Source organism: Microbacterium sp. NPDC056569 (assembly GCF_042793475.1).
GTDB lineage: Bacteria > Actinomycetota > Actinomycetes > Actinomycetales > Microbacteriaceae > Microbacterium.
Genome location: NZ_JBHTUV010000017.1, coordinates 1 through 15,646 on the forward strand (window position 1 = coordinate 1; position 15,646 = coordinate 15,646).

The 15,646-nt window shown below is 71.3% G+C and carries 16 protein-coding genes; all 16 read left to right on the forward strand.

The features are described from left to right. Positions 1-138 precede the first annotated feature (138 nt). The 16 genes from ACFQ7C_RS17410 to cmk all read left to right on the forward strand — a co-directional run bounded on the left by ACFQ7C_RS17410 (position 139) and on the right by cmk (position 15,645). Positions 139-1,734, forward strand: coding sequence for a primosomal protein (locus ACFQ7C_RS17410; protein WP_378904091.1), 1,596 nt, complete (start codon positions 139-141; stop codon positions 1,732-1,734). Continuing rightward, complete coding sequence (locus tag ACFQ7C_RS17415) at positions 1,734-2,771, forward strand: HAD-IIA family hydrolase (protein ID WP_378904093.1); 1,038 nt, start codon at positions 1,734-1,736, stop codon at positions 2,769-2,771. Before ACFQ7C_RS17410 ends, ACFQ7C_RS17415 begins: the two co-directional genes overlap by 1 nt. 51 nt (positions 2,772-2,822) lie before the next feature. Further along, on the forward strand, positions 2,823-2,981 hold the full coding sequence (locus ACFQ7C_RS17420; protein ID WP_378904096.1) for a hypothetical protein: 159 nt from the start codon (positions 2,823-2,825) through the stop codon (positions 2,979-2,981). Beyond that, entirely contained in the window at positions 2,978-3,778 is an 801-nt protein-coding gene (locus tag ACFQ7C_RS17425) for a TlyA family RNA methyltransferase (RefSeq protein WP_378904099.1), read from the forward strand. Before ACFQ7C_RS17420 ends, ACFQ7C_RS17425 begins: the two co-directional genes overlap by 4 nt. Continuing rightward, positions 3,775-4,797 carry an NAD kinase gene (locus tag ACFQ7C_RS17430; protein ID WP_378904101.1) on the forward strand — a complete coding sequence of 341 codons (1,023 nt, stop codon included), beginning with the start codon at positions 3,775-3,777 and terminating at the stop codon, positions 4,795-4,797. The genes ACFQ7C_RS17425 and ACFQ7C_RS17430 overlap by 4 nt, the downstream gene beginning before the upstream one ends. Further along, on the forward strand, positions 4,794-6,485 hold the full coding sequence (gene recN, locus ACFQ7C_RS17435; RefSeq protein ID WP_378904104.1) for a DNA repair protein RecN: 1,692 nt from the start codon (positions 4,794-4,796) through the stop codon (positions 6,483-6,485). The genes ACFQ7C_RS17430 and recN overlap by 4 nt, the downstream gene beginning before the upstream one ends. A 77-nt stretch (positions 6,486-6,562) precedes the next feature. After that, a complete protein-coding gene (locus tag ACFQ7C_RS17440) occupies positions 6,563-8,260 on the forward strand; it encodes a CTP synthase (RefSeq protein WP_378904338.1) in 1,698 nt (565 codons plus the stop codon). 1 nt (position 8,261) lies between these two features. Then, positions 8,262-8,885, forward strand: coding sequence for an NUDIX domain-containing protein (locus ACFQ7C_RS17445; RefSeq protein WP_378904107.1), 624 nt, complete (start codon positions 8,262-8,264; stop codon positions 8,883-8,885). Positions 8,886-8,951: 66 nt separating this feature from the next. Beyond that, the gene (gene xerD / locus ACFQ7C_RS17450; RefSeq protein WP_378904110.1) at positions 8,952-9,905 is read left to right on the forward strand and encodes a site-specific tyrosine recombinase XerD; all 954 of its coding nucleotides are present in this window, start codon (positions 8,952-8,954) and stop codon (positions 9,903-9,905) included. Positions 9,906-10,001: 96 nt separating this feature from the next. Beyond that, a complete protein-coding gene (locus tag ACFQ7C_RS17455; protein WP_378904112.1) occupies positions 10,002-10,643 on the forward strand; it encodes a vitamin K epoxide reductase family protein in 642 nt (213 codons plus the stop codon). A gap of 110 nt (positions 10,644-10,753) precedes the next feature. After that, positions 10,754-11,638 (forward strand): ParA family protein, encoded by an 885-nt coding sequence (locus ACFQ7C_RS17460; RefSeq protein ID WP_378904114.1) that lies wholly within the window; start codon positions 10,754-10,756, stop codon positions 11,636-11,638. After that, positions 11,622-12,461: a segregation and condensation protein A gene (locus ACFQ7C_RS17465; RefSeq protein ID WP_378904117.1), complete on the forward strand. Its 840-nt coding sequence runs from the start codon at positions 11,622-11,624 to the stop codon at positions 12,459-12,461. The genes ACFQ7C_RS17460 and ACFQ7C_RS17465 overlap by 17 nt, the downstream gene beginning before the upstream one ends. Then, complete coding sequence (scpB, locus tag ACFQ7C_RS17470; RefSeq protein WP_378904120.1) at positions 12,451-13,056, forward strand: SMC-Scp complex subunit ScpB; 606 nt, start codon at positions 12,451-12,453, stop codon at positions 13,054-13,056. Before ACFQ7C_RS17465 ends, scpB begins: the two co-directional genes overlap by 11 nt. Then, a complete protein-coding gene (locus ACFQ7C_RS17475; protein WP_378904123.1) occupies positions 13,053-13,826 on the forward strand; it encodes a pseudouridine synthase in 774 nt (257 codons plus the stop codon). The genes scpB and ACFQ7C_RS17475 overlap by 4 nt, the downstream gene beginning before the upstream one ends. Next, the gene (locus tag ACFQ7C_RS17480; protein WP_378904126.1) at positions 13,827-14,933 is read left to right on the forward strand and encodes a prephenate dehydrogenase; all 1,107 of its coding nucleotides are present in this window, start codon (positions 13,827-13,829) and stop codon (positions 14,931-14,933) included. Continuing rightward, positions 14,926-15,645: a (d)CMP kinase gene (gene cmk / locus ACFQ7C_RS17485; RefSeq protein ID WP_378904129.1), complete on the forward strand. Its 720-nt coding sequence runs from the start codon at positions 14,926-14,928 to the stop codon at positions 15,643-15,645. The genes ACFQ7C_RS17480 and cmk overlap by 8 nt, the downstream gene beginning before the upstream one ends. Position 15,646 lies beyond the last annotated feature (1 nt).

Genomic DNA, 15,646 nt, shown 5'->3' on the forward strand with positions numbered 1-15,646 from the left:
GGTACTGCAGGGGGGACCCTGTGGGAGAGTAGGACACCGCCGGACACCCATTCACGGAATGGCCACCCCACACGGGGTGGCCATTCCGCGTTAACAGGGTGGATTGCCGACGTAGAACTGATCCTGGAGGATCGAAGAATGGCAGAGCAGGAGCCGCGCGACGAACGACGCGCGCCGCGTGAACGAACCAGCGGCAAGCCGTCGTCTGCAGGCGGCGACCGCAAGCCGTACGCGAAGCGTGACGGCGACCGCAAGCCGTACGCGAAGCGTGACGGCGAGCGCCCGTACGCGAAGCGCGACGGTGATTACAAGCCATACGCGAAGCGCGACGGCGACCGCCCCTACGCGAAGCGCGACGGCGACCGTCCCTATGCGAAGCGCGACGGCGACCGTCCCTACGCGAAGCGCGACGGCGACCGTCCCTACGCGAAGCGCGACGGCGACCGCAAGCCGTACGCGAAGCGCGACGGCGACCACAAGCCGTACGCGAAGCGTGACGGCGACCACAAGCCGTACGCGAAGCGTGACGACGACCGTCCCTATGCGAAGCGCGAGGGCGACCGTCCCTATGCGAAGCGCGAGGGCGACCGTCCCTATGCGAAGCGCGACGGCGACCGTCCCTACGCGAAGCGCGACGGCGACCACAAGCCGTATGCGAAGCGTGACGGTGATCGTCCGTACGCGAAGCGCGACGGCGACCACAAGCCCTACGCGAAGCGTGACGGTGACCAAAAGCCGTACGACAAGCGCGGTGACCACAAGCCGTCCGAGCGCTCTGCCCGGCCGACGCGCGGGGGAGCGAACCGTCCCGACCGTGCTGTCCGCGAGGGCGAGATCCGTCCCGTCCGCGCACGGCACGACGACCCGGTCATTCCCGAGGACGTCACGGGACGCGATCTGCCGCCGGCTGCCCGCAACGAGCTGAAGACCCTGAGCAAGGAGAACGCCGAGGAGGTCGCGCGCCACCTCGTGATGGCGTCGCAGCTGATCGACGAGGACCCGGCCCTGGCGCACCAGCACGCGCTATCGGCCTCCCGTCGCGCCGGCCGCATCGCGGTCGTCCGCGAGACTCTGGCCATCACCGCCTATGCGACGGGCGACTTCGCCCTCGCGCTGCGCGAGCTGCGCACGTACCGTCGCATCTCGGGACGCGACGACCAGATCGCGCTGATGGTCGACAGCGAGCGAGGCGTCGGGCGCGCCGATCGCGCGCTGGAGGTCGGTCGTTCCGTCGATCGCTCGACCCTCGAGACGCCCGTGCGCGTCGAACTGGCGATCGCGATGTCGGGCGCCCGCCTCGACCTCGGCGAGCCCGAACGGGCGCTCCAGGAACTCGACATCCCCGAGCTGGATCCCGATCGCGCGTTCGAGTGGAGCCCGGCTCTGTTCGCCGCCCGTGCCGCGGTGCTCGAGGAGCTCGGACGCACGGATGAGGCCGCGCAATGGCAGCGACGCGCCGTGATCGCCGGCGAGGCGATCGACGCGGCATCCGGTCTCGACGATCTCGAGACGGTCTTCGTCGAGGAGGTCATCGAGATCGACCTCGACGACGAAGACGAGGAAGACGAGGAGAGCTCGGACGACACCCTCGACGAGGCCGAGACTCCCGAGGGCGTCGACGAGCCCGAACCCGCCGCCACCGAGCCGGAGGGCATCTCCGTCGAGGACGAGGTCGCCGAGATCCTGGTGGAGGCCGGCGTCGACGCTCCGGGCGACGACGAGGCCGACCGCTGATGGCGCTGTTCGGGCGGCGGGCTGCCACGCCCGCCCCGCTCGACGGCGTCGACGTCGTGCTGGCCGACCTCGACGGGGTCGTCTACGCGGGTGCCGGCGCGCTGCCGCACGCGGTCGAGAGTCTCAACCGCGCCCGCGACGGCCGTTCGCTCGCGTACATCACCAACAACGCCGCGCGGACGGATGCCTCGGTCGCGGCGCATCTGACCGAGCTCGGGCTCGCAACGACCCCGCGTGACGTCGTCACCAGCCCGCAGGCCGCGATGCGGCTGCTCGCCGGCAGGATCGCACCGGGCTCGACGGTGCTCGTCGTCGGCGGCGACGGGCTCGTCGTCGAGGTCGAGAAGGCCGGATTCGTCGTGACGCGCAGCGCCGACGACGCGCCGTCGGCGGTCGTGCAGGGGTTCGCGCCCGAGGTGGGATGGACGCAGCTGGCCGAGGCGGCCTTCGCGCTGAAGACGCCTGAGGAGGACGGCGGCATCCCGTGGGTGGCGACGAACACCGACTGGACGATCCCGCAGTCCCGCGGCATCGCGCCGGGCAACGGCACTCTGGTCTCCGCCGTCCACACGGCCGTCGGCAGGCTGGCGACGGTGGCGGGCAAGCCCGAGGTGCCGATCTTCGAGGAGGCCGTGGCGCGGTTCGAGGCGCAGCATCCGTTGTTCCTGGGCGACCGTCTCGACACCGACATCCTCGGCGCCAACCGTGCCGGCATCCCCTCGGCACTGGTGCTCACGGGAGTGGACCGGCCGAAGCACGTGCTGGCGGCCCCTGAGAACTCGCGGCCGACGTACATCCTCGGCGACCTGCGCGAGCTCCACGAGCCGTACCCCGAGGTCCAGGTGAAGGACGGCGTCGCGACGGTCCGCGGGGCGCGGGTGGCGATCGACGGCCCCGACGTCCGCATCGTCAGCGAGGGCGATCAGCCGATCGACCTCGTGCGCGCGGGGGCTGCCGCGATCTGGTCCACGGGGCGGGCCATCTTCGGCTTCCGCGTGCCCGAGCGCCTGTACGCGGATCCGTTCCACCGCCCCTGATCCTCGCCGCGGCGAGGCGGGAGTGTCGTGCCGCCCCCGTAGTCTGGGGGCATGGATCGAGCCGACGAGCATGACGACCAGCACGGCGACCTGCTGTCGACCCTCGAGGTGATCGAGGCGCAGCCGCTCGCGACGCGCGCCGAGGCATACGACACCCTGCACGACACGCTCGCCCGTCGCCTCGAGGCGACCCCCGGCACCCCGTCATGACGAGCCGCCTCGACGCCGCTCTCGCAGCCCGGGGCCTCGCGCGCTCCCGCACCCATGCCGCGACGCTCATCGCCGACGGACTGGTCACGGTCGACGGGCGTCCGGTGGTCAAGGCGTCGACTCCCGTCGGCGACGCCTCCGTGATCAAGGTGGCGGCGTCCGACCACTACGTCAGCCGGGCCGCGCACAAGCTCATCGCGGGGCTCGACGCCTTCGAGGTCGACGTCCGCGGACGCCTCGCGCTCGACATGGGCGCGTCCACCGGCGGCTTCACCCAGGTGCTGCGCGAGCGCGGCGCCGAGCCGGTGATCGCGGTGGATGTCGGTCACGGGCAGCTCGCAGCACCCGTCTCCGACGACCAGGGTGTCGTGTCGGTCGAGGGATTCAACGTCCGCTACATGACCCCCGAGACCCTCGCCGCGGCGAGCGGCATCGCCGACGCGCCCGGGGTGATCACGGGCGACCTGTCGTTCATCTCTCTCACGCATGTGCTTCCGGCAGCGCGTGCTGTCGCAGCATCCGATGCCGATCTCGTACTGCTGGTCAAGCCGCAGTTCGAGGTCGGGCGCACCGCGGTCAAGGGGGGCCTCGTGACCAACCCCGTGCTGCGCGCCGACGCGGTCGCGCGCGTGCTGTGGGCTGCCTGGGACGCGGGCCTCGGCACGTGCGGCGTCGTCTCCTCCCCGATCGCGGGCACGCACGGCAATTCCGAGTTCATCGCGCACCTCGCGCCGGGGCGGGGGAGCAATCCGACAGAATGGTTGAGCACCGTGAACCGACTGGCGGGGAGCCGATGAACGACGCCGACACACAGGCCGAGCGCAGCATCCTGGTGGTGGCGCACGCCCATCGCGCCGACACCGTCGCCGCCGCGGAGCGCGTCGTCGCCGCCCTGCGCGCCGCCGGCGCCCGCCCGGTGCTGGCCCTCGACGACGGCGAAGACCTGGTGCAGGCGGGGCCCTCGCTCGCCGATGTCGCGGTGCTCGGCAGCGACGTGCCGGTCGCCGACATCGAGCTCGCGATCGTGCTCGGCGGCGACGGCACGATTCTGCGCGCGGCGGAGCTGGTCCGCGACGGGAGTGCGCCGGTCCTCGGCATCAACATGGGGCACGTCGGCTTCCTCGCCGAGATCGAGCGCGACGACATGGACGAGGCCGTCCGCCGCGTCATCGCCCGTGAGTACGAGGTCGAAGACCGCATGGCGCTGCAGGTGCGCGTGAAAGACACCGGGGACTCCGTGATCTACGAGACGTGGGCGCTCAACGAGGCCACCGTCGAGAAGGCGAGCCGCGAGCGCCTGCTCGAGGTCGTCGTCGAGATCGACGGGCGGCCGCTGTCGACGTTCGGCTGCGACGGCATGGTCGTCTCGACGCCCACGGGATCGACGGCCTACAACTTCTCCGCCGGCGGACCCGTGATCTGGCCGACCGTCGAGGCGATCGCCGTGGTGCCGCTGTCGGCCCACGCGCTGTTCGCCAAGCCCCTCGTCGTCGGGCCCGAGCACTCGGTCGCCATCGAGGTGCTCGAGCGCACCAACGGCACCGGCATCCTGTGGTGCGACGGACGCCGCTCGCACGACCTGCCGCCGGGCGCGCGCGTGGTGGTGCGGCGGTCAGATCGTCCGGTCCGCCTCGCGCGCCTGCACCCCGCCCAGTTCACCGACCGCCTCGTGCGCAAGTTCCGCCTCCCCGTCGAGGGCTGGCGCGGTCCGGCCGCGATCACCGGCGTCATGCCCACGCAGGCGACGCGGACGACGGATGCTGCGACCGCCGCCGATGTCGACATCGATGTGGTCGGCAGCGAGGTCGCCCCGTGATCGAGGAGATGCGCCTGCGCGATCTCGGCGTGATCGCGGAGGCGACGCTGCCGATCGGAGCGGGCTTCACGGCGATCACCGGTGAGACCGGCGCCGGCAAGACCATGGTGGTGACGGGACTCGGGCTGCTGCTCGGTCAGCGCGCCGACTCCGGTGCCGTGCGCGCGGGCGCCGCCCAGGCGACCGTGGACGGCGTCTGGATCGTCCCCGAAGACGGACCCGTCGCCGCACGCGTGCGCGAGGCCGGCGGCGACGTCGAGCCGATCGGCGGAGGACGAGCCGAGCTGTACATCGGGCGCTCGATCTCGAGCGAAGGCCGCGGGCGCGCGTCCGTCGGCGGCCGGGCAGCACCGGCCGGGGTCCTCGCCGATCTCGCCGACGAACTCGTCGTGGTGCACGGGCAGTCCGACCAGCTGCGGCTGCGCTCCGCGGCGGCTCAGCGAGACGCACTCGACCGCTTCGGCGGCGAGACCGTCCACACCGCGCGAGACGCCTACCGGCGCGCGTTCGAACACTGGCGTGCGATCGACCGCGAGTTGTCGCAGCTGACCGACGATCGCGACGCGCGGGCGCGCGAGGCCGAAGACCTCCGTGCGCAGCTCGCCGAGATCGAGCAGGCGGCCCCCGAGTCCGGCGAAGATGCTGAGCTGGCCACCCGCGCCGAACGCCTGGCGAACGCCGAGGAGCTGCGCGTCGCCGCCGCGACCGCCCACGACGGACTCTCGGGCGAGGGCGACGAGCCCGACGCCGGAGCGCTGCTCGCCGAGGCCCGTCGCGCCCTCGAGCGCGTGCACGACCCGGTGCTCGCCGAACTCGCCGGGCAACTGGCCGACGTCGGCTATCGCGTCGCCGACATCGCCGCGGCGCTCGCGGGCTACCTCGCGGACCTCGATGAGTCCGGGCCCCACGAGCTCGCTGCGGTCGAGGAGCGTCGCGCGGTGCTCGCCGCTCTGGTCCGCGCTCACGGCACCCTCGATGCCGCGATCGAGCTGCTCGACACCGGATCGTCGCGGCTGGCGGAACTCGACGACGACTCGGATCGTATCGACCGGCTGACGGCGGAGCGGGATGCGGCGGCATCCGTCCTCGACGAGACCGCCGCCGTGCTCACCGCGGCGCGCACCGAAGCAGCCGCGCGGCTGGGCGCCGCGGTCACCACCGAGCTGCGGGCGCTCGCGATGCCCGACGCGCGCCTCGAGGTCGCCGTCACCGCCGGCACCGAGTCCGCGTCGGGGCGCGACGACGTCGCGATCCTGCTCGCCCCGCACCCCGGCGCCGAGCCGCGGGCCGTGTCGCGCGGCGCGAGTGGCGGCGAGCTCAGCCGCGTCATGCTCGCGATCGAGGTCGTGATCGCGGCCGTCGACCCCGTGCCGACCTTCGTGTTCGACGAGGTCGATGCCGGCATCGGCGGCGCCGCGGCCATCGAGGTCGGCCGCCGGCTCGCGCGCCTGTCGGAGTCGTCGCAGGTGATCGCGGTCACGCACCTCGCGCAGGTCGCGGCGTTCGCCGCCAACCACCTGACCGTCGTGAAGGCGAACGACGGCTCGGTCACGGCATCCGATGTCCGCCGTCTCGACGGCGCCGACCGCGAGGCCGAGATGGCGCGCCTGCTGTCAGGTATGCCCGACTCGGACGCCGCGCTCACGCACGCACGCGAGTTGCTCAGCCTCCGCACCGAAGTCGACTGAGACGTCCGGCCGGCTCCGCGTGTCCCCAGCTTCTGCGAAGCTCATCCGAACACTGCCTGATAGGATAAAAGCCCGTGATGCAGACTTCTGATTCTTCCCGCGGCGACACTTCGAACGACACCACCAAGCACATCTTCGTGACCGGTGGTGTCGTTTCCTCGTTGGGCAAGGGTCTCACCGCGGCCAGCCTCGGAAACCTCCTCACCGCTCGTGGTCTGCGCGTCGTGATGCAGAAGCTCGACCCGTACCTGAACGTCGACCCGGGCACGATGAACCCGTTCCAGCACGGCGAGGTCTTCGTGACCGACGACGGCGCCGAGACCGACCTCGACATCGGCCACTACGAGCGCTTCCTCGACATCGAGCTGAGCCAGGCGGCCAACGTCACCACGGGCCAGATCTACTCGCAGGTCATCGCGAAGGAGCGCCGGGGCGAGTACCTCGGCGACACCGTGCAGGTGATCCCGCACATCACCGACGAGATCAAGCGCCGCATGCGCCTGCAGGCCGACGAGACGCCGAAGCCCGACGTGATCATCACCGAGATCGGCGGCACGGTCGGCGACATCGAGTCGCAGCCGTTCATCGAGTCGGCCCGCCAGATCCGCCACGAGCTCGGCCGGAACAACGTGTTCTTCGTGCACGTCTCGCTCGTGCCCTTCATGGGCGCGTCGGGGGAGCAGAAGACCAAGCCCACGCAGCACTCGGTCGCTGCGCTCCGCTCCATCGGCATCCAGCCCGACGCGCTGGTGCTGCGCAGCGACCGCCCCGTCACCGAGTCGAACAAGCGCAAGATCGCGCTCATGTGCGACGTCGATGAGGGCGCGGTCGTGAACGCAGTCGACGTGCCGAGCATCTACGACATCCCGTCGATGCTCAACGAGCAGGGGCTCGACGAGTACATCGTGCGCGCCCTCGGCCTGTCGAAGGCCGCCGATGTCGACTGGTCGCGCTGGCAGCGCGTCCTGAACGCGGTGCACAACCCGAAGCACGAGGTCACGATCGGCCTGGTCGGCAAGTACATCGACCTCCCCGACGCATACCTCTCGGTCACCGAGGCGCTCAAGGCCGGCGGGTTCGCGCAGGAGACGCACGTCAACATCCGCTGGATCCCCTCGGACGAGTGCGAGACCCCGGAGGGCGCAGCCAAGGCGCTCGGTCCGCTGGACGGCATCGTGATCCCCGGCGGCTTCGGCATCCGCGGCATCGAGGGCAAGATCGGCGCGCTGAAGTTCGCGCGCGAGCAGGGCATCCCGACGCTCGGCATCTGCCTCGGCCTGCAGTGCATCGTCATCGAGTACGCGCGTCACGTCGCCGGGATCGAGGATGCCTCGTCGAGCGAGTTCGACCCCGATACGCAGCATCCCGTCATCGCGACCATGGAGGAGCAGGTCGACATCCTCGACCACGGCGACCTCGGCGGCACGATGCGTCTCGGCCTGTACCCGGCCGACCTCGCGGAGGGCTCGATCGCGGCCGAGGTGTACGGTGCGGATCGCGCGTCTGAGCGCCACCGTCATCGCTACGAGGTGAACAACCGCTACCGCGACCAGATCGCGGAGGCCGGCCTGCTGTTCTCGGGCATCAACCCCGACCTGAACCTCGTCGAGTACGTCGAGCTGCCGCGCGACGTGCACCCGTACTACATCGCGACGCAGGCGCACCCCGAGCTGCGCTCGCGTCCGACGAACGCCAATCCGCTGTTCCGCGGCCTCGTCGGTGCGGCGCTCGAGCGGCACCGCTCGAGCGAGCTCTTCGAGGTCGAGAACGACTGACGTGACGGACGAACGGATGCTGCACCCTGGCGCGCCCTCGGAAGAACTCCTCGCCGACGAGCCTGTCGATGCCACCGTGCTCGACAGCGACCTGGTCTACGAAGGCCGGGTCTGGGACGTGCGCAGCGACACCGTCGCGTACGGCGGCGGGCAGATGGTGCGCCAGTACGTCGAACATCCGGGCGCGGCCGCGGTGGTGGCGGTCGACGACGAGGACCGGGTGCTGCTGATCCAGCAGTACCGGCACCCGATCCGCCACCGCGACTGGGAGATCCCGGCCGGCCTGCTCGACATCGACGGCGAGACGCCGCTCGAGACCGCCCGGCGCGAGCTCGCCGAAGAGGTCGACCTGGTCGCCTCGTCGTGGGAGCCGCTCGTGAGCATCTTCACCACGCCGGGCGGCAACGACGAGGTCGTCCACCTGTTCCTCGCGCGGGGACTCACGCCCGCGAACGAGGTGCACGCGCGGGAGGACGAGGAGGCCGACATCCGCCTCGAGTGGCTGCCGCTCGCCGACGCGGTCGCCGGGATCCTCGCGGGGCGGCTGCGCAACGGCATCCTCGCGGTGGGCCTGCTGGCCGCGGCCGAGCGGCTCCGCGCGGCGGCCGGGTCCTCCGGGGCCTGACGACCCCCCCGGCCTTCGCCGACTCCCTCGCCGGACGTGAGACCCTCGTGACAGGAGGTGCCTGACATGCAGATCGCTCGAGCGGTGGACTCGTACCTGCGCCATGTCGCGATCGAGCGCGGCCTGTCGGAGAACACCGTCGCGGCGTACCGGCGCGACCTCGCCGGCTACGCCGAGTGGCTGCGGGAACAGGGCATCGACGACACCGCCGCGGTCACCTCGGTGACGCTCGCCAGCTTCATCGCGGATCGTGCGGCGGCGCAGCCGCCGATGGCGGCGTCGTCGCTCGCGCGACTGCAGTCGTCGGTGCGGGGGCTCCACCGGTTCCTCGCCCGCGAGGGGATCGAGCCGGCCGATCCGTCGTCGAACCTGCGCCCGCCGAAGCAGCCGCGGCGGCTCCCGAAGGCGCTCACGATCGACCAGGTCGAGAGCCTGCTGGATGCCTCGGGCCCGGCGCCCGCGACCGAGGCCGGCGGCGAGTCCGGCAACGGTGGAGCGGCGCCGGGCGATCTGCTCGGCATGCGCGATCGCGCGCTGCTCGAGCTGTTGTACGCGACCGGCGCTCGGGTGTCGGAGATCGTGCAGCTCGACGTCGACGACGCCGCGCACGGCGACGTGCTGCGGGTGCACGGCAAGGGCTCGAAGGAGCGCATCGTCCCGGTCGGCTCGTACGCGCGCGCCGCCGTCGACGCCTACCTCACCCGCGCGCGGCCCGAACTCTCGCACCGTGGCCGGTCGACGCCGAGGCTCTTCCTCGGCGCGCGCGGAGCACCACTGTCGCGGCAGAGCGCCTGGCTGATCATCCAGTCGGCGGCCGAGCGCGCCCACCTCACCGCGCACGTGTCGCCTCACACCCTGCGGCACTCGTTCGCGACCCATCTGCTGCAGGGCGGCGCCGACGTGCGCGTGGTCCAGGAGCTGCTCGGCCACGCCTCGGTGGCGACGACGCAGATCTACACGTACGTGTCGGTCGACGACCTCCGGGACGTCTACGCCACCTCGCATCCCAGGGCCCGCTGACGTCGCTTCGCCGTTCAAAGGAATCCGCGCCTGAACGGCGATTTTGCACGGCGGAACGGCATGCGGCCCTGTCATCGGGCAGTGGACAATGGGCGCATGATCGACATGCCCGCGCCCGTGGCATCCGCGTCACCTGGGGCCGCAGCATCCGCCCGCCCCACAGCCCGTCCGCCCGTCGCGCTGGCAGCCTTCTGGATCGTCGCCGGGCTCGCCGGCTGGGTCGTCTCGTTCCTGCTGTACCTCGAGTACATCGGGCAGCTCGCGGGCACCGCGCCGCTCATCTCGTGCCAGGTGAGTCCGATCGTCACGTGCGGCCCGAACCTGCTGTCGCCCGGCGGCAACCTGCTCGGCTTCAGCAACTCGATCCTCGGGGTCGTGCTGTTCCTCGGGCCGATCTACGCCGGAGTGAGCGCCCTGGCCGCTCCCGACGGGCTGCGCCGGTGGTACTGGCGCGTCTACTCGGTGTTCGTGCTCGGCGCGATGGTGTTCGTGCACGTCCTCGCGTGGCGCAGCGTCTTCGAGTACGGCTCGCTGTGTCCGTGGTGCATGATCGTGTGGCTCGTGACGATCCCGCTGTTCTGGTTCACCCTGGGGTGGACCCTGCGCGATGGAGTGTGGGGACGGATGCCGCGACTCGGCGCCGCCCTCCTGACGTGGGCTCCGCTCATCACCGTGCTGGACTACGCCGTCATCGCGATCACCGCGCAGGTGCGGCTCGACGTGCTCGGATCGCTCTGACGGACCGGCGCACCCGCGCCGTTCCGCGGCGCAGACGGCCGCGCCGCAGGCGGTACCGCGCGCGGCGTGACTAGAATCGGGGGACACGACGCACGGAGGCAGGAGCATTGGTGGCGGGCAAGGCAGAGGCGGCGACGAAGGCCGCCACGGGGGACACTCCGATCGGACCCACCGGTCGTCCCTATCAGGGCTTCCCCACCCCGCCGAAGCTCGACGGCCACGGCCCCGCCCGCATCATCGCGCTGTGCAACCAGAAGGGCGGCGTCGGCAAGACGACGACCACCATCAACCTCGCGGCCGCGCTGGCCGGCTACGGCCGGAAGGTGCTCGCGGTCGACTTCGACCCGCAGGGCGCGCTCTCGGCGGGTCTCGGCATCCAGACGCACGACATCCCGACGATCTACGACCTGCTGCTCGACGGCAAGCGGGACCCGCACGAGGTCATCGTGCACTCCCGCGTCGACAATCTGGACGTCATCCCGGCGAACATCGACCTGTCGGCCGCCGAGGTGCACCTCGTCAACGAGGTCGCGCGCGAGCAGACCCTCTCACGTGCGCTGCGCAAGCTCACCGGCGATTACGACGTCATCCTCATCGACTGCCAGCCCTCGCTGGGCCTTCTGACGGTCAACGCGCTCACCGCGAGCCACGGCGTGGTCATCCCGCTCGAGTGCGAGTTCTTCGCGCTGCGCGGCGTCGCGATGCTCATCGAGACCATCGACAAGGTGCGCGACCGCCTCAACCCCACCATCACGCTCGACGGCGTGCTCGCGACGATGTACGACGCGCGCACCCTCCACTCGCGCGAGGTGCTCGAGCGCGTGGTCGATGCCTTCGGCGACGACGTGCTCGAGACCGTGATCGGTCGCACCGTCAAGTTCCCGGATGCCTCCGTCTCGGGCATGCCGATCACCGAATTCGCGCCGGAGCACGCCGCTGCGCAGGCCTACCTGCGGCTGGCGCGGGAGCTGGTCGCCCGTGGCGCTGTCGCCTGACGCTTCGACAGGCTCAGCGTCCGGGGCGGGCCCGGCGACCGGGGAGGGTTTCCGGGTCGCGCTGTCGAACTTCGACGGGCCGTTCGACCTCCTCCTGACGCTCATCTCGAAGCACGAGCTCGACATCACCGAGGTGTCGCTGTCGCTCGTGACCAACGAGTTCATCGCCTACCTGCGGGATCTGGGTCCGGGCGAAGAGCTGGACGAGGCATCCGAGTTCCTCGTCGTCGCCGCGACCCTGCTCGACATGAAGGTCGCCGGACTCCTGCCGCAGGGCGAGCTCGTCGACGCCGAGTCGGTCGCGCTGCTCGAGGCGCGCGATCTGCTGTTCGCCCGGCTGCTGCAGTACCGCGCCTTCAAGGAGGTGTCGGCGTGGTTCGAACGGGCCCTGCGCCGCGAAGCCGTGCGCCACACGCGCTCGGTGCGCCTCGACGAGAAGTACCGCAATGCCGTGCCGGAGCTCGTGTGGTCGCTGAGCGCCGAGGATTTCGCCGCGCTCGCGGTGCTGGCGATGACGCCGAAGGAGATCCCGCGCATCGGGTTCGACCACCTCCACGCGCCGCTGGTGAGCATCCGCGAGCAGGCCGCGATCGTGGTGACGCTGCTGCGGGATGCCGGATCCCTGACGTTCCGCGAGCTCATCGCGGGCGTCGGCCAGCCCGGCGTGGTGGTCGCCCGATTCCTCTCGGTGCTGGAGCTGTACCGCCACGCCGCCCTGTCTTTCGAACAGCTCGAACCGCTCGGCGAGCTGACCCTCCGCTGGAGCGCGCTGCGCTGGAGCGACGAGAACCTCGCCACCTTGGGAGCCGACTATGACCACTGACGCGACCCCTGATGCACCCGTCGTCACCGTGAGCGATGTCGCCCGGCGTCTGGAGGCGATCCTCCTGATCGTCGAAGAGCCGCAGAGCCTCGTGAGCCTCGCGGCCGCGGTCGGTGCGCCGGTGCCTGCGGTGCGCCAGGCCATCGAGGCCCTCGTGGACGACTACGACGGAAGGTCCGCCGGACCCGTTCGAGGGTTCGAGCTGCGCGAGGTCGGCGGCGGATGGCGGCTCTACGTCCGCGAGGAGCTCGACGACCTCGTCAGCGAGTACGTCGGCGGCCAGGCGCCGTCGCGGCTCTCGCAGGCGGCGCTCGAGACCCTCGCGGTGATCGCGTACAAGCAGCCCGTGACCCGCGGGCAGGTCGCGTCGATCCGCGCCGTGAACGTCGACTCCGTCGTGCGCACGCTGCTCGCGCGCGGGCTCATCACCGAGCTGTTCGCGGACGCCGAGACCGGCGCCGTCAACTACGGCACCACCGACGCACTGCTGGTGCACCTCGGCATCAACTCGCTGGACGAGCTGCCGCACATCTCGCCGCTGCTGGACGGTGCCGATGAAGTCGGAGACAGCATGGACGAAGGGATCCGACGATGACCGGGGGAGCGGAGTCCACCGAGGGCGTTCGCCTGCAGAAGGTGCTCGCGAACGCGGGCGTCGCCTCGCGGCGTGTGGCCGAGCAGCTCATCGTCGAAGGACGCGTGCGGGTGAACGGCAAGATCGTCACCGAGCTCGGCTCGCGCATCGATCCCGAGAACGACCTCGTAGACGTCGACGGCACGGCGGTGCAGCTCGACCAGTCAAAGCGCTACGTCATGCTCAACAAGCCGACCGGCGTCGTGAGCTCGATGAAGGACGACCGCGGCCGCCCTGATCTGCGTCGCTTCACGAAGGAGTGGCCGGAGCGCCTGTACAACGTGGGGCGATTGGATGCTGAGACCAGCGGCCTGCTCGTGCTCACCAACGACGGCGAGCTCGCGCACGTGCTCGCCCACCCGTCGTTCGGCGTCACCAAGGTGTACATCGCCAAGGTCGACGGCCGGGTGACGCCGCAGACGATCCAGCGACTCCTGCGCGGAGTCGAACTGGAGGACGGTCCGATCGCCGCCGACAAGGCGCGGCTCCTCTCCTCGTCGGCCGAGGGCGGCGGCTCGCTCGTCGAGCTCACGCTCCACTCCGGACGGAACCGCATCGTGCGCCGCATGATGGCCGAGGTGGGGCATCCCGTCGTCGAGCTCGTGCGCCGGCAGTTCGGGCCGCTGCACCTGGGAACGCTGCCAGCCGGGCGCGCCCGCGAGTTGACTAAAGTGGAGCGGGGCGCTCTGCTGACTCTTTCGCGCCAAGCCGCAGGTCAACAGGAGGACTAAGTGACAGCGACCTCCCTCGCTCCGCGCGTGCAGGGCACGGTGCGCATCGTCGGTGCCGGCCTCCTCGGCGCGAGCATCGGCCACGCCCTCAGCGCGCGCGGCATCGATGTCGCTCTCGACGACACGTCGCCCTCGCAGCTGCGTCTCGCCGTCGACTACGGTGCCGGTCGCCGTGCCGCCGACGACGACGAACCGTCGCTGGTCGTCGTCGCGGTCCCGCCGGACGTCACGGCCGACGTCATCCAGCGCGAACTCGAGCACCACCCGGGCGCCGTGGTGACGGATGTCGCGAGCGTCAAGCTCGAGCCGCTGCGCACGCTGCGCGAACGCGGCGTCGACCTCACGCACTACATCGGGTCGCACCCGCTCGCGGGCCGCGAGCGCGGGGGAGCGATCGCCGCCCGCGCCGACATCTTCGTCGGCCGTCCCTGGGTGGTGTGCCGCGATGAGGAGACGCCGTCGGCCGACCTCGCCCTCGTCGAAGCCCTCGCGCTCGACCTCGGCGCGACGCCGATCGAGATGACGCCCGAAGACCACGACCGCGGTGTCGCGCTCGTCTCGCACGTTCCCCAGCTGGTCGCGAGCCTGCTCGCCGGCCGCTTCGTCGACGCGCCCGACGGATCGCTGCGGCTGGCCGGCCAGGGCGTGCGCGACACGACCCGCATCGCGGCGTCCGCCCCTGAGCTGTGGGTCCAGATCCTCGGTGCGAACGCCGCACCCGTCGTCGACGTGCTCGATCAGATCGCCGCCGACCTCAACTCGGTCGCCGACGCGCTGCGCGAACCCGACGCACCGGGCGCTCGCCGTGCCGTCGCCGACACGATCCGCCGAGGCAATGACGGCGTCGAGCGCCTGCCCGGCAAGCACGGCCAGAACCGCCGCTTCGAGCAGGTCGTCGTCATGGTCGACGACACTCCCGGCCAGCTCGGGCGCCTGTTCGGCGAGCTCGGCGACCTCGACGTGAACGTGGAAGACCTGCGCCTGGAGCATTCGCCCGGCGCCCAGTTCGGCCTCGCCGAGATCAGCGTCGTCCCCAGCGCCGTGCGCCGGGCGATCGACGGCCTCGAGTCGCGCGGCTGGAAGATTGCGAGCACCACCAATGACTGACCCCTCCGCCGACACCGCGGTCGTCGTCGTCGCGATCGACGGCCCGGCCGGCAGCGGCAAGTCCAGCGTCTCGAAGCAGGTCGCCCGGCGCCTCGGATACGGCTACCTCGACACCGGCGCCGCCTATCGCGCCCTGGCGTGGCACGCCCTCGCGCGCGGCATCGACACGTCGGACGCAGCATCCGTTCTCGACGTGTCCGGAGATTTCGACTACGCGATCTCGCTGGACCCCGACGCGTACTGGGTACGGGTCGGTCAGGACGACGTGACCGACGCGATCCGGGAGCCGCGCGTGTCGGACGCCGTGAGCGGCGTCGCGCGCGTGCCCGCGGTCAGGCAGTCGGTGAACGCGCTGTTCCGGTCGCTCGTGGCGGACTCCGGGCGGCCGGGCGTCGTCGTCGAGGGCCGCGACATCACGACCGTCGTCGCCCCCGACGCCCCGGTGCGCGTCCTGCTCACCGCCGCGCCGGAGGTGCGCGCCGCGCGTCGCAGCGCCGAACTGACGACGCAGGATGCCGCGGCCGTCGCCGCCGCTCTCCACCAGCGTGACGCCTCCGACTCGGCCGTGGTCGACTTCCTCACCGCCGCTCCCGGCGTCGAGGTCGTCGACTCGACCGACCTCGATTTCGACCAGACCGTGGACGCCGTGCTCGGCGTGATCCAGGCCGCGCTCAGCGCGCCGGCGGTCGACCCACTGCAGACAGGAGCCTGAG